This is a genomic window from Acidimicrobiia bacterium, from assembly GCA_041676705.1.
In the GTDB taxonomy this organism is placed as follows: Bacteria; Actinomycetota; Acidimicrobiia; order Acidimicrobiales; family SKKL01; genus Actinomarinicola.
The window spans coordinates 284,956-305,006 of the sequence record JBAYRL010000002.1 but is presented as its reverse complement, the minus strand read 5'-3'; the positions used below and the strand labels follow the sequence as shown (position 1 = coordinate 305,006).

The window sequence follows — 20,051 nt, the reverse complement described above, 5'->3', positions numbered from 1 at the left end:
GATGGAAGAAATCACCCAGATTGCGGCCTTGCGCAAAGTTCTCGATTCCAGGCGGGCCAGTGGTGCCACCATTGGCTTGGTGCCAACCATGGGCTATTTGCATGAGGGACACATCTCGTTAATGGCACGAGCACGTTCGGAATGTGATGTGGTGGTGGCCACCATTTTTGTCAACCCGCTGCAATTTGGTCCCAGCGAAGATCTTAGCAGTTATCCAAGAGACCTTGAGCGTGACCGCCAGCTCGCAGTTGGGGCCGGGGTTGATTTCCTGTTTGTACCTGAGGTCACCGAAATGTATCCCCAAGCGGTGGTCACCACGGTTAGCGTTTCGGGGGTGTCAGAAGAAATGGAAGGCGCGACCAGACCGACCCATTTTTCTGGCGTGGCCACGGTGGTCGCCAAGATTCTGAACATTGTTGGTGCCACTAGGGCTTATTTCGGCGAGAAGGATTTCCAGCAGCTAGCGGTAGTCAAGCGGATGGTTAGTGACCTCTCGTTTCCAGTGGAAGTTGTCGGCTGTGAAACGATTCGTGAACCCGACGGTTTGGCACTTTCCAGTCGAAATGCCTATCTCAGTGAGATTGAGCGACAGAGTGCAACGGTTCTTAAGCGGGCCCTCGACACGGGTGCCAAAGCCATTGCGTCTGGTGAACGCAACGGCAACGCTATCCGCCAGCTAATGTCCGACGTGGTGGCCAAGGAGCCCGTAGCAAGCTTGGACTATGCCCAGGTGGCCGATCCCGACACCTTGGAAGCCGTGCATGACTTAAGCCCATATGGCGGCCAAAACGTTCGATTGTTGATCGCCGCGCAGGTGGGTAAACCTCGTTTGCTAGACAATATTTCGGCCGCGGTTCCACTATCAGAACCTCATCTCTACACCGCTGATTCCCTAAAGACCGATGGATCGCCACCCAGCAGTTTTAGCAGCGGTGGTAACTAGGTGAGTTCACCAAAACCTGAGCTCGATTTGTTGATCATTGGTAGTGGCGTAGCGGGTCTCAGCGCGGCCTTAGCCGCCGCACAAGTGCACAACCTTTCAGTTGGGGTGCTGACCAAAGGCGAGATCACCCAGAGCAACACCCGTTGGGCTCAGGGCGGGGTGGCTGCGGTCATGTCGACCGAAGCTGATTCCACCGATTTGCACCTGGCCGACACTTTGGCCGCCGGAGCGGGATTGTGTGACGTGGAAGCGGTACGAGTGTTGGTTGAAGATGGCCCACGGCGCGTCGCCGAGCTGATTAATGCCGGTGCGATATTCGATCGTGGTGAAGATGGCGAATATTTGCTGGCACGTGAAGGTGGCCATTCCCTGGCCCGTATTTTCCATGCTGGCGGGGCCGCCACCGGTGCTGAAGTTGAGCGCTCATTGGCGGAAGCCGTGCGAGCCACCGCCACCCGGATTCACGAGCACACCTTCGTGGTCGATCTGATTGTTGAAGACGACCGCTGCGTGGGCGTGCGTGCCCTTACCGCTAGTGCTAACGCGCTGGAACCCGGCCATACCGCTCCAGCGAACGCCGATGTGATGGCGATACGAGCACGTCATGTACTTATTGCTACCGGCGGATCAGGTCAGCTCTTTGCCGTTACCACCAACCCGGCTGAAGCCACCGGTGATGGCATCGCAATGGCGTTGCGGGCAGGGGTTGCGGTGGCCGATGTTGAATTTATGCAGTTCCACCCCAGCGCACTGCATCATCCGTCGATGCCAAGGCCGCTGTTATCGGAAGCCTTGCGAGGGCACGGCGCATTAATCAAAGACACCAACGGTGAGCGCTTTGTAGATGAACTTTTGCCGCGCGACCAGGTGTCGCGCGCCATGCTCGAGCGAATGTTGGCTTTAGGCGTCGACCACTGCCTGTTGGATGCCCGCCATCTAGAAAACTTCGAGGCGCGCTTCCCATCCATCTACCGCTCGTTAGCCGACGTGGGTCTTGACCCCACCAAAGACCTACTGCCTATCGCGCCGGCCGCTCATTACCATTGCGGTGGAATTGTGACTGACCTAAATGGTGCCACCACACTTCGTGGGCTTTGGGCGGCTGGTGAAACAGCTGCCAGCGGGGTACATGGCGCCAACCGCTTGGCTTCCAATTCGCTGTTGGAAGGTATGGTCTTTGGCCATCGGGCGGTGGAAGCGATTGCCCGTGGTGAAGATGGTCCTGAAGCCACCGGCGCTATGCGTTCATTGGCAGCAGCCGTGCGACACGACAGTTCGAAGGCACCACTTGGTGACCCAACCGCAACCGTTGGGGTCGCGGCACGATGGCTAGGCGTAGCTGAAGAGCTATTCCCAACTCGGGTGGTAGCCACCCGTAGCGCATTGGCGAAGCCTGTGGTCACCGCGGCGCCCATCGGCCAAGAAGATGTCGATGTCGTTCATAACAATGTCATGAGCGTTGGCGACCTCTCGTCGGAGCAGCAAGACGAGTTGGCCTCGATTCGACATCGATTCTCTAACCTTATGACCAAAGGAGCGGGGGTGGCCCGCAATACAGCTTCGTTGGCTGAGGTGATTTCTGGGGTGAACCAGCTAGCAGGACAATTTCCTAGAGAAGCTAGACTCACTCCCCACCACATCGAGCTATTGAACTTGTTTGAGGCTGGTAGTGCTTTGGCCGTAGCGGCAGCCGCTCGTCGCGAATCTCGGGGCTGCCATCTACGAACCGACTTTCCAAGCGTCTCAACACAGTGGCAAGAGCGTTTAGTTATTGGTGATGTTGGCATATTGCAGCGCTCAATTCGGCCCGCTCCGGTTGCACAAGGCAGGCTGGATACCCAATGAACCCTATGTTTGAGCCTCCGATTGGTGAAGTGCGTGACCGTGTGCGTCAAGCCTTAGCTGAAGATCTCACCCCGATTGGTGATGTGACTTCGATGCTGCTTGACCCGACGATTGAAGCCACAGGGTATTTTGTTTCTCGTCAACACGGCTACATCGCCGGAGCGTCATGCGTGGCCGAGACCTTCCGTCAGGTCGACGCGAACCTTAGCTTGGTCTGGCATACCCCCGACGGGAGCTTGGTTGAACCAGGATCAAATCTGGGAGAAGTTCGCGGACCGCTGTCATCAATGCTGAGCGCCGAACGAACCGCCCTCAACTTTCTAGGACACCTTTCGGGCGTAGCCACGATGGCTGGCCGCTACCGGGCAGCCGCCAACCCGGCTACAGCCGTTTGGGATACCCGCAAGACAACGCCTGGTCTGCGAACGCTTGAAAAAGCGGCTGTGCGGGCCGGTGGTTGCGTCAACCATCGGGGCAATCTTTCAGAATGGGTAATGCTTAAAGACAACCACCTGGTAGGCGTTGGCATAACTGAAGGCGTTCGGCGGGCGAAAGCAGCGTGGCCAGGCAAGACTGTGCAAGTGGAGTGCGATCGGCTGGAACAAGCCATCGAAGCAACCACGGCTGGTGCCAGTGCTGTGTTGCTAGACAACTTCGAAGCGGAAGAAGCCCGTCAAGTAGTGCAGGCTGTCCGCCAAATTAACCCCCATTGTCTGATCGAAATTAGCGGCATGGTGAACCTAGACACCATTGGTGCTTACAGCGAAGTAGGGGCAGACTGCATTTCTGTAGGTGCCATAACCCACTCTGCGCCAGTACTCGACATTGGATTAGATATTGTGCCGCTCAACAGCGAGGTTGATTGATGTTACTGACCGTCGATGTTGGCAACTCGAACACCGTGATTGGCCTTTACGACGCTTCGGTGGTGCCCGAAGATGCCACCACCGCTGGTGAAGGTTTGTTGAACAATTGGCGAATTACTACCGATCGGAACCGCACCTCTGATGAGTTAGCGGTGGTGATTGGCGGGTTTTTAGGACTACATCGTCGCCACTTGATCGACGAGATTCGCGGTATTGCCATTTCCTCGGGCGTGCCTCGGGTAACCGCTTCACTGCGTGAGATGGCGGCACGTCATTTCACTATTGCCCCGGTGGTGATGGAGCCCGGAGTTCGAACTGGAATACCAGTACTTACTGACAATCCCCGTGAAGTGGGCGGTGACCGCATCGCCAATGCCATCGCCGCTTGGCACCTGTACGGCGGGCCGACAATCGTTGTCGATTTCGGAACCGCCACCACCTGCGATGTGATTTCGGTTAACGGTGAATATCTAGGTGGCGTAATCGCCCCCGGCGTTAACATTTCACTTGATGCTCTCTTTGCTCGCACTGCGGCGTTACGGGCGGTGGAGCTAGTAGAGCCTCGAAGCGTTATCGGTAAAACCACTACCGAAGCCCTGCAATCGGGTGCCATATATGGCTTTGCGGGCATGGTGGATGGCTTGGTAAATCGCATCGAAGATGAAATTGGAAAATGTAAGGTCGTCGCAACCGGCGGTTTAGGTCCGCTGATCTCGCCATACTCTGCCACTATTGAACTGAACGAACCTTGGATAACGCTGCACGGATTGCGCCTGGTTCATGCCAAGAACACACGTTAAATGACTGAAGAAACCGTTGAACCTGCTGCGGACCGAAATGTGAATATTCCTGAACTGCAACAGCCTTACACCTTCGAAGTATCGACCTCGATTGAAGCGGTGGTTAGCCGTTTCGCAAACCTGGAAGCCGGAAGCGAAACCGGTCATCAGGTCTCGATTGCGGGTCGATTGATGTTACGACGAGTGCAAGGCAAGTTGGCCTTTGGCACCTTGGCCGATCAATCCGGTCGGATCCAGCTCTTCGCCCCCCAGGCGGCCACACCAAACTTTGACGCTTTCACCCGACTGGCTTTAGGTGATTGGTTAGGTATTACCGGTGAGGTAATGACCACCCGCCGCGGGGAACTTTCTGTCAAAGTTTCCTCATGGGTGCGATTGGCGGAAGCGCATCGGTCGTTCCCCGATAAGTGGCACGGGATCACAAACGTTGATACCCGATACCGCCAGCGTTACGTAGACCTTTGGGTGACTGAAGAAGCCCGCCAAACGTTCCTAACGCGTTCCAAAGCAGTTTCGTTAGTCCGACGGTTTCTGGAAGATCGTGGTTTCTTAGAAGTCGAAACTCCGGTGCTGCATCCCATTCCCGGTGGTGCTACGGCCACACCCTTTACCACCCATCACAACGCGCTTGATCTAGATTTGTATCTGCGCATTGCTCCCGAGCTGTATTTGAAGCGCCTGGTGGTGGCCGGTTTCGATCGGGTTTTTGAGATTGGTCGAGTTTTTCGTAACGAAGGTATCTCCACCCGGCACAACCCCGAGTTCACCATGCTCGAGCTGTACCAGGCTTATGCCGATTACAACGACATGATGGCTCTTACCGAAGAGCTAGTGGCTTACTTGGCGACCGAGCTTCGAGGCAGCACCACCATTTCCTATGGAGAGCGTGAACTCGACCTGTCGGTGCCTTGGCGACGAGCCACTATGGAAGAACTAATTGCCGAAGCCACTGATCTTGAAGTGTCGATACAAACTCCGCTCAGTGAACTCCAAGGCGTCTGTGATCGATACCAGATTCCATGGAACAAAATCGATGGTCCAGGGAAGCTAATCCAGGAAATCTACGAAAAGACCGTAGAGCCCAACGTTTGGAATCCAGTGTTTGTCACTGACTATCCCCAAGAGGTCTCGCCCTTGGCTCGAACGCACCGAGATCGCCCGGGTTATACCGAACGGTTTGAAGCCGTAGTGGCCGGCCGCGAATTGGCAAACGCGTTTTCCGAACTGACTGACCCAGTCGATCAGCGTCAGCGGATGGAGGCCCAGGCCGAGGCCAAAGAGGCTGGCGATGAGGAAGCCATGGTGGTCGATGAAGACTATCTGAGAGCGTTGGAATATGGCTTACCTCCAACGGGTGGTTTGGGTATTGGTATTGACCGGTTGGTTATGCTGTTGGCCAACGCACCCTCAATTCGTGATGTGGTGCTGTTTCCTACTCTGAGGCCCGAACAAACCTAGAAACTCAGCTGGTGTAAACCGACTAGCCACCTAACGGTTGTTACCAGCGCGCACAGCCAGACCTCAAGGCTGGTTTCATACGCCTTTCATACGCTGGGCCAAGCCGTATTTAACTGTGGTTCGCCAGGTAGCGGTGTATTTCAGAGCCTTGCTAACGATCAATCTTGGCGATCGTGCTGACCGACTCTAATAAGTGTTCGGCCGCTGAAATTAGGGCAATGGCTGAACCCGAACCAGCAAAGGGCTCCAAAGCTTTGGCAGCGGCATCGACTTCTGCTCGGGCGGCGGCAAAAGCTGATTCCACGCCGCCAGCTTCACGAACCAATAGACGCACCGAGTCGATCTCGGCTTCGTTTAACGGTTCACCTAAAATGTCACGCAGTTTTTCTTGGTTCGGCTTAGCCAGCGCATGGATGACCGGCAAAGTGTAAACGCCTTCTACGAGGTCGTTGCCAGCGGGCTTACCAAGAATTTCTTCGGTGGCGGTGAGATCCAAAATGTCGTCCACAATTTGGAATGCCATTCCGTAATGCAACCCGAACGCGGTAACCGCCTCGATTTGGTCACGTTCTAGGTTGGCTACCAAGCCGCCAATACGGCAGGCAGCTGAGAACAAAGAGGCTGTCTTCCCGGCAATTGATTCGCGGTACTCGGCTTCGGTGCGATCGGGGCTGAACATCGCCTGCAGCTCGCGCACCTGACCTTCGCACAGCCGGGCAATGGTGGCCGCTAGCAGTCCGGCCACTTCCACCCCAAGCGAGGCGGCAATCTCAGAGGCCCTAGCCAACAGAAAATCGCCAGCCAAAATGGCCTTTAGGTTGCCCCATTTAGCATTAACGCTGGGTACCGTTCTGCGGATAACAGCCTCATCCATCACGTCGTCGTGATAGAGCGAACCGATATGAACTAGCTCCACCGAGACACCGCCCATTACGGCTTCGTGGGTGGCATCGCCCAACTCGGATGTAACAGCGGCACACGCTACCGAAAAAAGAGGGCGTACACGTTTGCCCCCGGCGGTAATGAGATGGCTGGCCATTTCGGTCAAGAAAGCGTCGTCGGTGCGTACAGCACGCAGCAGAGCTTCCTCTACCCGAACACGGTCGGCGGCTAATAATTCTTGGTCATGCAACGGCACGGCGGACACGCTGGCTGAGGCTAACACTTTATTGGGCGCGATACCTTAGCCTTCGCCTAGCAATAATTGCACCCGAGCTAAGAGCTACCTCCAAACGCGTGCGAACGCAGCGCCTAGCGATACACTAAGAGAACTAATTCCCCACTTGTGGGAGGGAGTGTTCCTTTGTTTGAAAGATTTACCGATCGGGCTCGTCGAGTTGTGGTGCTGGCGCAAGAAGAAGCGCGCCTGTTAAACCATAATTACATCGGGACCGAACACATTCTTCTGGGGCTGATCCATGAAGGTGAAGGGGCCGCAGCTAAGGCTCTCGAGTCTTTAGGTATCAGTTTAGAAGCCGTTCGTAGTCAAGTTGAAGAAATTATCGGTCAGGGCGGTGCCTCACCGTCTGGCCACATCCCGTTTACTCCCCGCGCCAAGAAGGTGCTCGAGCTTTCGCTGCGTGAAGCCCTGCAACTTGGCCACAACTACATTGGCACTGAGCATATTTTGCTGGGCCTCATCCGTGAGGGCGAGGGCGTAGCGGCACAGGTTCTGGTGAAGTTGGGTGCCGATTTGTCACGGGTTCGCCAGCAAGTCATCCAGCTGCTTTCCGGTTATAGCGGTCCAGGTGGTCAGCCGAGCGGCGAAAAAGCAGGTGCAACTACTGGGGCCTCCTCAGAGTCAGGGGCATCTGGTTCTCTTGTGCTCGACCAATTCGGTCGCAACCTCACCCAAATGGCACGAGACAAAAAGCTCGACCCTGTCATTGGCCGGTCGCGCGAAACCGAACGGGTTATGCAGGTACTGTCGCGCCGTACCAAGAACAATCCGGTTCTAATCGGTGAGCCTGGTGTTGGTAAAACTGCGATCGTTGAAGGCCTAGCCCAAGCAATCGCCCGCGACGATGTTCCAGAAACACTCCACAATAAGCAGCTTTACACCCTAGATCTGGGTGCGTTGGTGGCGGGTTCTCGGTATCGAGGCGATTTTGAAGAGCGTTTGAAGAAGGTTTTGAAAGAAATCAAAACCCGCGGTGACATCATCTTGTTTATCGATGAAATCCACACCTTGGTAGGTGCGGGTGCCGCTGAAGGCGCGATCGATGCCGCTAGCATCCTAAAGCCCATGTTGGCTCGTGGTGAACTGCAAACCATCGGTGCTACCACACTCGAGGAATACCGTAAGTACGTCGAGAAAGACGCGGCGCTAGAACGGCGTTTCCAGCCGGTGAAGGTAGACGAGCCAGAAGTGGCTCACACCATCGAAATTCTTAAGGGCCTACGTGGCGCTTATGAAGAGCACCATAAGGTGACCATCACCGATGAAGCCCTGGTGGCAGCCGCCAACCTGGCCGATCGTTACATCTCCGATCGTCACCTGCCCGACAAGGCCATCGACTTGATCGATGAGGCCGGTTCTCGTTTGCGCATTCGCCGAATGGGCATCCCCGACGACTTTAAAGACGTTGAGAACGCTTTGGCCGACGTCGTTCGCAAGAAGAAAGAAGCGGTCGAATCGCAAGATTTCGAAACCGCTGGTCGTCTACGCGACGAAGAAAAGGCTTTGCTAGCCCAAAAAGAAACCAAAGAAGCTGAGATCAAAGCTTCTGGCGTAGACATGTTCGACGAGGTAGACGAAGAAGCCGTAGCCGAAGTGCTTTCGCTTTGGACCGGTATTCCTGTTTACAAGCTCACCGAAGAAGAAACCGCCAAGCTTCTGCGGATGGAAGACGAGCTGCACAAACGAGTCATCGGCCAAGATGACGCGATTAAAGCAGTGTCACAGGCTATTCGCCGAACCCGTGCTGGCTTGAAAGATCCTAAACGGCCTTCGGGTTCGTTCATCTTCTTGGGTCCTTCGGGTGTTGGTAAAACCGAGTTGGCTAAAACGCTCACCGAATATCTCTTTGGTGATGAACAAGCCCTCATCAGCCTCGACATGTCGGAATACATGGAGAAGCACACCGTCAGCCGCCTGGTAGGTTCACCTCCGGGGTATGTGGGCTACGACGAGGGTGGCCAGCTAACCGAAGCGGTTCGGCGTAAGCCGTTCTCTGTGGTGCTCTTCGACGAGATCGAAAAAGCCCACCCCGATGTCTTCAACATCTTGTTGCAGATTCTTGAAGAAGGTCGCCTCACCGATTCACAAGGTAGGGCGGTCGACTTCCGCAACACGGTGCTGATCATGACTTCGAACCTGGGTACTCAAGATCTCCGCAAGGGAACCCTTGGTTTCTCGAGAGACACCGAAGCGGTTACCTACGAGCGGATGAAGGAACAGGTGCACGAGGCTCTGAAGAGCCATTTCCGTCCCGAGTTCTTGAACCGAATCGACGAGACGATCGTGTTCCACGAACTCTCTCGTGAAGAAGTCACCAACATCGTTGATCTGATGATCAAGCGCTTGCAGGTGCAGCTCGAAGCTCAAGGTATCGGTATCGAACTTACCCAGGCCGCCAAGTTCCACTTGGCGCAAGTCGGTTACGATCCAACCCTTGGTGCACGTCCGTTGCGTCGAGCAATCCAACGCTTGATTGAAGACCCAATGTCAGAACGGTTGTTGTGGAAAGAGTTCCATCCCGGTGAAACCATCATTGTGGATGTTGGACCTAACCCCGATGACCCCGACGCTCAAGAGTCGATTGTGTTCCGTTCGGTTGAAGGCTTTACTCCGCCGCCAGTTGAACTGGCCGAAGCTGGTCCTGCCGACTAAATACATTCAGCTTTAGCTTTATAAATTGCAGTACAACGATGTGGCCCTACCGCGAGGTGGGGCCACATTCATATTGGGCCACCTATTATTGGTCGTGTTCTTTCCCAGCTAATTATTTGGTGCTCGCACCGCTCCTCCTAACCACCTTTGGGTCTCACCGTATGAACCATCTAAAACGCCTCTTGCTCGTTGTGCTGTTGGCGGTCTTGTTAAGCGCTTGTCGTGTTGAAACCACGGTTTCGATCAAAGTCGAAGAATCTGGTGGCGGCACAGTGCAGGTGGTGGCCAGTTTTGATGCTGAGGCCTGGGAGGCGCTCGAAGCGGAACAAGACTTGCGTCTCGATGACTTGAGTGACGCTGGCTGGCTGGTGAGTGGCCCGAATGTAGACGAATCTTCCTCAGTCACCCTTAATGCCTCAAAAGAGTTTGCCTCGGCCAAAGAACTGGGTGATGTCCTCGCCGAGGTTAGTGGGCCAGACGGTCCCTATGCCCGTTTGGGGCTTAGCCAGCACGAGTCTTTCGCTCGTAGCCGTTATCGCTTGGAAGGCGTGCTAGACGGGTCGATGGGTGTGTTGGGTCTAGCTGAGAGTGATGTCACTGAAGCTTTGGGTGGGCTTCCGTATGGAACCGATTTAGAAGCTCTTGAAGCCTCGCTTGGAGCTCCGGTTGGTTCGTTCGTCACTCTTAACCTGCATGTTGATTTGCCCGGCGCTCGTGCTACTGATGCCCCTGGCTGGAGCACAAACCTGGCCGCTGAGACACCCCTAGGCGTTCTAACCACAGCTCAGGTGTGGCACGCCAAGCCGTTGCTGCTAGCGGCGGCGGCGGTAGTGTTCGCTTTGCTGTTTGTGGTGTTAGTGGTAGCCAAAGTGGTGCTAGCCCTTCGAGCTAGGCGTACCGAAAAAACCTCGGTTTCAGATGGCGAGGCTGAGGTATCTTCATCTGAGCGACCGGTTCGCAAGAGCGGGTTGCAGGTGGTGATCCTGGGTGGAGAGGCCCTGATCTTTGATTCGGAAATGTTGGCAGAGACCACCGAATTTATTGAGCGGGTACAACATGCCGGTTTTAGGGTGGCCTATGTTGGTGAGGCGCTCAGCGGCCCGGCGGCTGGCCTTCTGGCGAGCAGTGCTTCTGGCGTTGGCGTTGATGTGTGGATTCCAACCGAAGACGCCGCTCTTGGCACCTACTCCGACGTCACGTGGCAGCAGTTGGCCGAAGAGATTCGGGTGGCGCCGACCGACTGTTTGTTTATCAGTGCCAACGAAGGCCTCTTAGACCTGGCTCTCGGGCAAGGATACCCCACCGTCCTATTTGACCCAGCTGGTGCCGTGCCGTCGTCGCCTCGACACAGCATGATTAGCGGCTTTGGCGGTTTACTTGCTGGTTAGAGCTACTTTCTTTCGTTCCAAGCTTGGCCTATAGTGTTCGGCGGAGCGGGTGGCAAGGAGACCGACATGTCTTTGCCCTTCTTCCGCACGCCCCGTCAACCGGCTTCAAAACGTCACGGCCGTCCATACCGCGCCGCTACCGTCGAGGCCCGAGGCACTTCCACACTTCGCTTGGCCACCTCCGACGGCGAGGCCATAGCGCTAAGTGGACCAAGTGCGCCCGCCCAAAGTTTGTTGGGTGCCACCGTGATGTACCGCAATGCGAATTCATGGGTGGTGGCTATTGACGCTGCTGACCCGTTTGAAACGGTGGAGATCACCCCATCCAAGGTGGCATAACGCACCGATTCTGCTTGCAATCTGCATCCCGTTTCCTAAAGTGTCACTGCTTGACCTTATGGTTTAGCTATGGCCAAAAGTAGAACCGTATTCGTGTGTCAGAACTGTGGTGCTGAGGCGCCTCAGTGGGCTGGACGATGCGGTAGCTGCGATGAATGGAACACCCTGGTAGAAGAGGTGTTGGCCGAGCGGCGTTTGGTGGCCGCTGAAACTTTGGGCATGCCGCCGGTGCCAATTAGCGAGATCGATTTGGCGGATTGGCAGCCTTATGCCACCGGCATTGCCGAGCTTGATCGGGTGTTGGGCGGAGGCCTAATTCCAGGTTCGGTGAGCTTGGTTGCGGGCGAGCCAGGCATCGGAAAATCTACCTTGTTGCTCCAGGCCTTGGCTTCGTTAGCCGAACAAGATCGCACTGTGCTGTATGTCTCGGGCGAAGAATCGGCAGAACAAGTTCGTTTGCGGGCCAAACGCCTCGGTGCCTTGTTTCCCAAATTGTGGTTCGTCGCCGAAACCAACCTAGCAACCGTAATAAAACATATGCTGGCGCTTGATCCCGATGTGGTGGTTATCGACTCCATCCAAACCATGTCCACGGAAGAGTCGGCATCCTCACCGGGTTCTCTAACCCAGGTGCGTGAATGTGCCGCGGCGCTAGTGCAACACGCCAAAACAACGGGTACCGCTGTGGTACTAGTGGGCCATGTCACCAAGGAAGGCTCTATTGCCGGACCTAGGGTGTTGGAACACGTGGTTGATACGGTCGTGGCTTTCGAAGGTGAACGTCATCATGCGCTGCGGCTGCTGCGAGCGGTGAAACATCGCTTTGGTTCTACCGATGAACTGGGGCTATTCGAAATGGGTGAGACCGGTCTTCACAGTGTCCCCGATCCAAGCCGCCTGTTTCTAGCTGATCGTGACATAACGGCTTCGGGCTCGGTGGTCATGCCAACCATCGAAGGGCATCGCCCGCTACTGGTTGAAATACAGGCCCTGGTGAGCGCAGGTCATGGTGGGTCTCCTCGTCGTTCCGCTCAAGGCCTTGATCACGGTCGCATGGCGTTTTTGTTGGCGGTGTTGCAGCAACGTATCAAACTCGATTTTTCTGATCAAGACGTGTACGCGCTGGCGGTTGGTGGTGTGAAACTAACTGAACCGGCAGCCGATTTGGCCTTAGCACTTACTTTGGCCTCCGCTCGTCTCGATGCTCCCTTGCCAGCCAATTTGGTGGCCATTGGCGAGGTAGGCTTGGCCGGTGAAATTCGCCAGGTGTCGCAAACCTCGCGCCGCCTCGCAGAAGCGGCCCGGCTTGGCTTTAGCCGGGCGCTGGTGCCTAAATCAACCCCCGACGGGCCGCCCGGAGTGCGGCTAATTCGGGTCGCAACGCTGTGTGATGGGCTTAAAGCCCTCTCGTTCGCGTGAGCAAGCAGCTAGTGCCGCTAAAGTAGAATTGTGATCGCTCGGCCAAGCCCCGCAACCCTCGACGCCCTACGTGCAGTGGCCCCTGGGCGACCCCTCCGAGAAGGTCTAGATCGCATCCTCCAAGCCGGTAAAGGTGCTCTCATCGTCGTTGGCGACGATCCCGATGTTCTCGACATTTGTTCGGGCGGGTTTCTACTCGATGCTGCTTTTAGCCCCCAGCGTTTATCCGAGCTTGCCAAGATGGATGGTGCCATTATCGTGGCCCCCGACTCATCACGAATTGCTCGGGCGAACGTGCATTTGGTTCCCGACCCCAATGTGCCAACCTCAGAAACTGGAACCCGACATCGCACCGCAGAACGAGTAGCACGTTCCATCAACGTACCGGTCATCTCGGTGTCTGAAGACATGGCCGTTATTGCGGTTTATGTAGGCGATGAAAAGCACCCCTTAGAACCCACAGCACGGTTACTAAACCGCGCTAACCAAGCCCTGCAAACCCTTGAGCGCTATCGTTCCCGCCTCGATGCCGTTACTTCCTCACTCTCGGCATTAGAAGTTGAAGATCTGGTAACTCTTCGTGATGTAGCCGCAGTGCTACAGCGAACCGAGATGGTGCGGCGTATCGCTGAAGAAATCGAAATTACCATCATTGAACTTGGTGAAGACGGCCGCCTTGTCCTACTGCAACTAGATGAGCTGCTAGGACACGTCTATGAAGATGGTCGCCGGGTGGTTCAAGATTATCTGCACGAGCTGCCCCAATGGACCATCGACCATGTTATGAACGAGTTGGCCGAGTTCAGTAACGAAGAGCTTCTCGACCTAAAGGCCATTGCCAACACCTTGCGGATACCGGGTGGTTCCTTAGATTTTGACCGCAGCATCACGCCGCGCGGTTATCGGTTGTTAAGCCAGATTCCGCGGATCCCCAGTTTTGTCGTAGAAAATATCGTGGAGCATTTCGGCAGCTTGCCGAAAATCATGCGTTCCGCTGCTACCGATTTGGAACAAGTTGAAGGCGTGGGCACCTCGCGGGCTAAGGCCATTAAAGAAGGCTTAACTCGGCTGGGCGAAGTCTCGATTGTCGATCGGTTCTTGTAGGGCCAAAACCGAGGCTCCAACCAATCCCCAACCAATAGAGCTAAACGGCCCGACGGCTTAGCTGCTCGCGATCAGTAATTCGATAACGGCGTTCCCGTTGTTCTATCCAGCCGAGACGAATAAACGAGGCGATGGCCTTGTTGACCCGCTCTCGTGAAGCGCCCACCATGCCAGCCAGTTCTTCTTGAGTGATCGGTAACGAAAATTCGTCTTCACCGCCGGCTAGTTCTAACAGCCGTTTGGCAGTACGACCGGTCACGTCGAGAAACACTGAATCGGCTAAAGCGCCATCAACGCCGCGGAGCCTACCCACAAGCATCTGGGTAACACTCCACAACAGTTCCGGCCGAGCATCGTAGATTTCGCGGAGCACGCTGTAGGGAATGATGATGACTTCAGAGGCTTCAAGAGCCCGAGCCTCGGTGGAACGGCCCTTGCCGTCGAAGAGCGGCATTTCACCGAAAAGGTCGCCAGCTTCCATGAGCGCCATCATCGATTCTCGACCGTCGATCGAGCGCATGGCCATGGCGATACGGCCTTGCGTGACCACGAAAAGCTCGTTCGAAGCGTCTCCTTCACCAAAGAGAGTGTCACCTCGTCTCATCTGTCGCACTGTGGCATGTTCCCAAACCTGGTTGAGCTCATCATCAGTAAAACGTTCAAAGAGTTCCACCGCGGCAAGAAAAGAGACATCGGTCATGGCTCTGATTCTACAGATTCGCGCACCGGAGGTCGGACTCACGAGCTTAAACATGCCACGCTTGTGGTGTGAACATCCGAGTTGGGCAAGGGTTTGATATCCACGCCGTGAGTAATGACCCGAACCGTAAGCTGATTTTGGGTGGTGTGCCTTTTCCCGATACTCCGGGCTTAGTGGGCCACAGTGACGCTGACGTTGTTGTGCATGCCTGTATGGATGCTCTGGTTGGTGCCGCGGGTCTTGGTGATATCGGCGACCTATTTCCCGACACGGATTCCACTTATGCTGGTGCCAGTAGCATGGAGTTGCTTGACGAGGTTGTGGCGCGGTTAGATTCGGCAGGCTGGATGGTAGGAAACATTGATACCACCTTGATTTTAGAAGCGCCGAAGGTAGCCCCCCATCGTGAGGAAATGCAACAGCGCATGAGCGCCGTGGTGGGTGCGCCGGTTTCGGTCAAAGCCAGCACCGCCGAGCGCTTAGGATCAATTGGTCGGGGTGAAGGAATCGCGGCAATAGCGGTAGCGCTAATTTGCCGAAAGGATAGTGAGAACTAATGGCCGGAGCGAAACCAAATCGTCGAAGTGGCGGCGCTGCCCGTGGGGGTAAACGCAACGTAAATCTATCAGGTGGCAGACCTGGCCGCGGTAGCGGTGGTGGTGCCACCGGCGCGAGCCGAGGTGGTGCGAGTCGAGCTGGTGGTGGGCGAGCTTCAGCCGGGCGCACTCGTGAAGGTGTCCCGTCGTCTTCGGCGGGAAGTTACACCCGAGGCTCTGCTATGGCGGCGCGACGTCCGTCTCAAAAACAGGCTGGTTCGAAACGTTCAGCGGCCAAGCGCGACAGCCTTGGTGGTGAACGGGTTGAAGGCCGACAGGCAGTTCGTGAACTGTTGCTTTCCGGCAAGCGGCGAGTTCATGAGGTGCTGATGAGCGCCGGGATGGAACAGGCCGATGTTCTAGACGACATAATCGACCTGGCTGATGAGCTTAAGGTTCCAATCCGTGAAGTTAGCCGCACCAAGTTTGATGCATTGGCTCACACCCAGTCACCGCAAGGTGTTTTTGCTGAAGCTGACCCACTCCCGAAGTCGTCTCTTGAAGATTTGATTCAACCTGACGATGCCACGACACCGTTCTTGGTGGCTCTTGATGGTGTAACAGATCCTGGAAACCTGGGGGCGGTTTTACGAAGTGCTGAGTGTGCTGGTGCCACCGGAGTTGTTCTACCCCGACATCGTTCCGTGCACGTCACCCCAACGGTGACCAAGGCCGCCGCTGGAGCAGTGGAGTTTGTGCCTATGGCTTTGGTAGGCGGTTTGGCCAGCGCAATTTCCGACATGCAACGCCAGGGTGTTTTGGTGGTCGGTCTCGATGAAACCGGGGATGCCTCGCTGAGCGATCTCGATTTGGCAGGGCCGCTTTGTTTGATCCTTGGTGATGAAGGAGCGGGTTTAGGGCGCTTGGTGCGTGAACGTTGCGACGCGGTAGCAGCTATTCCTATGGGTGGCCGCTTGAACTCGTTGAACGTGGCGGCCGCCGGAGCGGTGGCCTGTTTTGAGGTGGCGCGCCAGCGTCAAGGCAGGGCTGGCAGCGCAACCCTCGCCCCTGAGGTGGAATGAAAAACCAATCGGGGGTAAGCATCAACCAGGTGTTAATGCTTACCCCCGAAGACTGCTCCCAATCAACACCGCACAATGGCAGGTAGATGGGTCGGTATTTAACTAGCGGCTAAAGAAAGCGGCCCGGCGTTCCATTCGTTGCTGTATTTCAGCAAGCTCGGGGTCGGCTGCCAACAAGTCTGCATACTTCTCGCGGGCACGTTCACGCTTAGCTGGAATGTACTCGGTGGGCCACAAACCGTCGTGAGGTCGATACTCTTTCAACACGTTTCGGGCCACCGTGACCTTATGGACTTCGTCAACGCCGTCCATCACGCTCATCTGGGGAGCATTGTTCCACATGCTTTGTAGCGGGGTGAGGTTGGTAACACCCAACGAACCCATAATGTGCATGGCACGGTAAATTACTTCCCGCATGACCTTGGCGGCGGTGTATTTAGTAGCCGCGATTTGGGTTCGGGTTGCTTGGGTTGAACTGTTGTCGATTTGCCATGCGGTTTCTAAAATCAGCAGGCGCAACATCTTGATTTCGGCGTAAGAGTCGGCAATGGCTTCTTGAACCATTTGATGTTCAGCCACAATTTTGCCGTGGGCAGCGCGGCTAAGGGCCCGTTCACACATCATGTCGAAGGCACGGTGGCATTGGGCTATGGCCCGCATGGCGTGGTGAATTCGGCCTCCGCCCAAACGCCGCTGTGCCAGCACCCTGCCGCCATCTTCGGGACCCAACAAATGGTTTAGAGGCACCCGAACATCGTTGTAACGAATGTGAGAGTGGGCCAGGGGACTATTCGGCATGATTTCAACCCCGGGAGTGTCGCGGGGGATTACGAAGATACCGTTCTTGCACATGAGAAAAATGAGGTCGGCAAATTGGCCCGCGCTGGTGAACCATTTTTCTCCGTTGATAACCCATTCTTCACCGTCACGAACGGCGGTGGTTTCAAACATTTCTGGGTCGGAACCGCCCTGAGGCTCGGTCATCGAGTAAGCCGAACGCAGCTCTTGGTTCATGAGCGGATAGAGCCACATTTCTTTTTGTTCTTCGGTGCCGTACGCGGCCACTAGCTCCATGTTTCCAGTGTCAGGCGCTGCGGTTCCGAACATGGCTGGTGCCGAGGGGTATTTGCCCAGAATCTCGTTCAGTAGTGCTAGTTTCAGCTGTCCAAGCCCGGGCCCACCGAGGTCTTCGTCAAGAAATAGTGCCCACAGGCCACGGTCTTTGATTTGTTGCTTGAGCGGTGCGACTAGCTCGATCATTTTTGGGTCCCGCGACCGTGCTGCGCCAGGAAAAGTTAGCTCAAGCGGTTCTAACTCTTCTTCGCAGAACTTAGCAACCCAATCGAGCTGCTCTTGAAATTCGGGCTCGGTCGAAAAATCCCAGGCCATTATTTCCCCTTATTGGTTGGTGGTAGAAGTTGTTACGCTTTGGCGTTTTGAATGGCGGTCCACACCTTTAGAGGTGTGCACGGCATATCTACGTGCCGCACTCCTAGAGGTGCCAAGGCATCGCAGATGGCGTTGTGCACGGCGGGGGTTGAGCCCACCGTGCCAGACTCACCAATTCCCTTGGCCCCAAGCGGGTTAAGGGGAGTTGGTGTTTCCATAGTTATACGTTCGAAGGAGGGCACCTCGCTGGCCGCAGGAATACCGTAGTCACCAAAAGTGGAGGTCAGCGGGTTGCCGTATTCGTCGTAGCGAATCTCTTCGAACATGGCTTGCGCGGCACCTTGGGCAAGGCCACCATGAATCTGGCCTTCCGCTAAAAGTGGATTGACAATAGTGCCCGCATCATCGCAAGCTACCAGGCGAAGCAGCGTTGTTTTGCCTGTTTCGGTATCGACCTCAACCAGTGCCAGGTGCGCCCCGAATGGGAACGTAGCACCATCTTGTGAGAAATCGGATAGCCCGATCAGCGGATTGCCATCGGCTACTGAGGCGGCGGCTACTTCGGCCCACGAAATAGCCTGGGCGGGAGAGCCGGCTACGTGAAAGCTACGTTCGGCGGTGTTGTGAATCACATCCTCAACCGCGGCTTCTAACATATTGGCAGCTTTATCGCGGGCTAAATCGGAGAGATTGCCGGCCGCTTCATGGATGGAAGAACCTGCTAACTGCACCGAGCGGGAACCGGCGGTCACTCCTCCTCGGGGAATTATGTCGGTATCGCCGTGAACAACGGTTACATCTTCCACATTTAGGCCCAAACGATCAGCAATTAGCATGGCCCAAGTGGTGTGGTGGCCTTGCCCATAGGGTGATGAACCTGTTTTAGCAAGCACTTTTCCATCGGGCAGAAGCTCAACCGACCCGTATTCGCCTCCGCCTCCACCAGCGGTGATTTCAACGTAAACGCCAAGCCCAATACCAAGCTGACGGACGTCGTTGTCGTCACGCCTTTTTTGTTGCATTGCGCGCAACTCGGCATAATTAGCGGCTTCCAGAACCTTGTCGAGGGCCTCTTCGTAGTTGCCGGTGTCGTAATTTGTGCCGGTTGGTGTGATGTAAGGGAATTGGTCGGGACTGAGGAAGTTCTTGCGCCTTACTTCGGCCGGATCCATATCGATTTCAGCCGCAAAAAGATCGATCGCCCGTTCCAGCGCCGCGGCTGCTTCGGGTCGGCCGGCGCCTCGATAGGAGGTAGTCGGTGTGGTGTTGGTGACCACCGACCGCGACGAGAATTCCACGTTAGTAAAGGTATAAACCCCGGTCAGCATGGTGCGTGTCATAAACGGCAGCACTGCCCCGTACCAGGGGTACGCCCCAGCGTCTTGTAAAACTTCGAGGCGATAAGCCTCGATAGTCCCGTCACGAGATCCACCAATGGTGACGTTTTGAACTTGGGCGCGACCGTGACCCATGCCGACCATGTTCTCGGAGCGGGTCTCAACCCACTGCACCGGACGAGAAATATGGCGACTCAGCCACGGCACCAAAATTTCTTCCTTGTAAGTTTTGGCTTTCGCTCCGAAACCGCCGCCCACATCGGGCGAGATTACGCGGATTTCCTCGGGGGCCAGATCGAGAACTTTGGCTAACGTGTCACGCACCGGATGCGAGCCTTGTGAACTGGCGTAATGAATCAGACGGCCATCTTCGTTCCAATAGGAAGCAGCTACCCGAGGTTCGATTGGAGAGGGCGCTACCCGCTGGTTCATGATCTGTTGGGTGAGTACCACTTCACAGTCATCGAAAGACGCCTTTAGATTTCCGGCGGGCATTTCCAAGGTGACATTGGTGCCAGCGTCTGGAAAGAGCAAAGTTTCCGAATCTGCCGAAGTAGTGGGGTCGATCACCTCGGGTAAGGGTTCGAAATCGATCCAAACCATTTCCGAGGCATCTACCGCCTGAGCTCGGGTTTCAGCCACCACCGCCACAATTGGTTCGCCCACATAGCGCACCACATCACGTGCAAGTAATGGTTCTAGCATTGCCTGATTCAACAACGACATGGCGGGCGGCTGGTCGCTAAGACCAACATCATCAACGGTCACTACCGCCAGCACTCCTGGGGCCTCTTTGGCGTCTTGGGTGTCGATTGACACAATACGTGCATGCGCCATGGTGGAGCGCACAAACACCAGCTGAGCTGCGCCTTCAGGCAGAGTTATGTCTTCAACGTATTGGCCACCAGTGGTTAAGAACTTTGGGTCTTCGCTACGTAATACACGGTGTCCTAGGATGCTCACGTCTGTCCCCCTGAACGACTTTTGGTTATCCCACCTTAGTGGGTTTGAAA

At 55.7% G+C, this 20,051-nt stretch carries 16 protein-coding genes; 12 read left to right on the top strand and 4 right to left on the bottom strand.

The window, feature by feature from the left end; all coding sequences use genetic code 11:
• Position 1: 1 nt before the first annotated feature.
• The 5 genes from panC to lysS are packed head-to-tail and all read left to right on the top strand — an operon-like array spanning position 2 to position 5,912.
• The gene (panC, locus tag WC184_04865; GenBank protein MFA7477210.1) at positions 2 to 943 is read left to right on the top strand and encodes a pantoate--beta-alanine ligase; all 942 of its coding nucleotides are present in this window, start codon (positions 2 to 4) and stop codon (positions 941 to 943) included.
• Positions 944 to 2,788: an L-aspartate oxidase gene (nadB, locus tag WC184_04860; protein ID MFA7477209.1), complete on the top strand. Its 1,845-nt coding sequence runs from the start codon at positions 944 to 946 to the stop codon at positions 2,786 to 2,788.
• Positions 2,785 to 3,654, top strand: a complete 870-nt coding sequence (nadC, locus tag WC184_04855) for a carboxylating nicotinate-nucleotide diphosphorylase (GenBank protein MFA7477208.1) — start codon at positions 2,785 to 2,787, stop codon at positions 3,652 to 3,654. Before nadB ends, nadC begins: the two co-directional genes overlap by 4 nt.
• Positions 3,654 to 4,454, top strand: coding sequence for a type III pantothenate kinase (locus WC184_04850; protein MFA7477207.1), 801 nt, complete (start codon positions 3,654 to 3,656; stop codon positions 4,452 to 4,454). The genes nadC and WC184_04850 overlap by 1 nt, the downstream gene beginning before the upstream one ends.
• Positions 4,455 to 5,912: a lysine--tRNA ligase gene (gene lysS / locus WC184_04845; protein ID MFA7477206.1), complete on the top strand. Its 1,458-nt coding sequence runs from the start codon at positions 4,455 to 4,457 to the stop codon at positions 5,910 to 5,912.
• A 151-nt stretch (positions 5,913 to 6,063) separates the two neighbouring features.
• Here the strand turns inward: lysS and WC184_04840 are convergent, their stop codons facing one another.
• Positions 6,064 to 7,059, bottom strand: coding sequence for a polyprenyl synthetase family protein (locus tag WC184_04840; protein ID MFA7477205.1), 996 nt, complete (start codon positions 7,057 to 7,059; stop codon positions 6,064 to 6,066).
• A gap of 156 nt (positions 7,060 to 7,215) precedes the next feature.
• Here WC184_04840 and WC184_04835 point away from each other — a divergent pair, with 156 nt between their 5' ends.
• The 5 genes from WC184_04835 to disA all read left to right on the top strand — a co-directional run bounded on the left by WC184_04835 (position 7,216) and on the right by disA (position 13,994).
• A complete protein-coding gene (locus WC184_04835) occupies positions 7,216 to 9,744 on the top strand; it encodes an ATP-dependent Clp protease ATP-binding subunit (protein MFA7477204.1) in 2,529 nt (842 codons plus the stop codon).
• Positions 9,745 to 9,782: 38 nt separating this feature from the next.
• Positions 9,783 to 11,132, top strand: a complete 1,350-nt coding sequence (locus tag WC184_04830) for a hypothetical protein (protein ID MFA7477203.1) — start codon at positions 9,783 to 9,785, stop codon at positions 11,130 to 11,132.
• 66 nt (positions 11,133 to 11,198) lie between these two features.
• The gene (locus tag WC184_04825) at positions 11,199 to 11,471 is read left to right on the top strand and encodes a hypothetical protein (protein MFA7477202.1); all 273 of its coding nucleotides are present in this window, start codon (positions 11,199 to 11,201) and stop codon (positions 11,469 to 11,471) included.
• A 69-nt stretch (positions 11,472 to 11,540) separates the two neighbouring features.
• A complete protein-coding gene (gene radA / locus WC184_04820) occupies positions 11,541 to 12,890 on the top strand; it encodes a DNA repair protein RadA (GenBank protein MFA7477201.1) in 1,350 nt (449 codons plus the stop codon).
• 30 nt (positions 12,891 to 12,920) lie between these two features.
• Positions 12,921 to 13,994: a DNA integrity scanning diadenylate cyclase DisA gene (disA, locus tag WC184_04815; GenBank protein MFA7477200.1), complete on the top strand. Its 1,074-nt coding sequence runs from the start codon at positions 12,921 to 12,923 to the stop codon at positions 13,992 to 13,994.
• Between the two features lie 40 nt (positions 13,995 to 14,034).
• On the opposite strand, the gene WC184_04810 is transcribed toward disA, so the two are convergent.
• Positions 14,035 to 14,694 (bottom strand): Crp/Fnr family transcriptional regulator, encoded by a 660-nt coding sequence (locus WC184_04810; GenBank protein MFA7477199.1) that lies wholly within the window; start codon positions 14,692 to 14,694, stop codon positions 14,035 to 14,037.
• Between the two features lie 68 nt (positions 14,695 to 14,762).
• Here WC184_04810 and ispF point away from each other — a divergent pair, with 68 nt between their 5' ends.
• Together ispF and rlmB are read left to right on the top strand one after the other, a co-directional pair.
• Entirely contained in the window at positions 14,763 to 15,251 is a 489-nt protein-coding gene (gene ispF, locus WC184_04805) for a 2-C-methyl-D-erythritol 2,4-cyclodiphosphate synthase (protein ID MFA7477198.1), read from the top strand.
• Positions 15,251 to 16,312, top strand: coding sequence for a 23S rRNA (guanosine(2251)-2'-O)-methyltransferase RlmB (rlmB, locus tag WC184_04800; protein MFA7477197.1), 1,062 nt, complete (start codon positions 15,251 to 15,253; stop codon positions 16,310 to 16,312). The genes ispF and rlmB overlap by 1 nt, the downstream gene beginning before the upstream one ends.
• Positions 16,313 to 16,414: 102 nt before the next feature.
• Here the strand turns inward: rlmB and WC184_04795 are convergent, their stop codons facing one another.
• Positions 16,415 to 17,701, bottom strand: a complete 1,287-nt coding sequence (locus WC184_04795; protein ID MFA7477196.1) for an acyl-CoA dehydrogenase family protein — start codon at positions 17,699 to 17,701, stop codon at positions 16,415 to 16,417.
• Positions 17,702 to 17,733: 32 nt separating this feature from the next.
• Positions 17,734 to 20,001, bottom strand: coding sequence for a xanthine dehydrogenase family protein molybdopterin-binding subunit (locus tag WC184_04790; protein MFA7477195.1), 2,268 nt, complete (start codon positions 19,999 to 20,001; stop codon positions 17,734 to 17,736).
• Between the last annotated feature and the right edge of the window lie 50 nt (positions 20,002 to 20,051).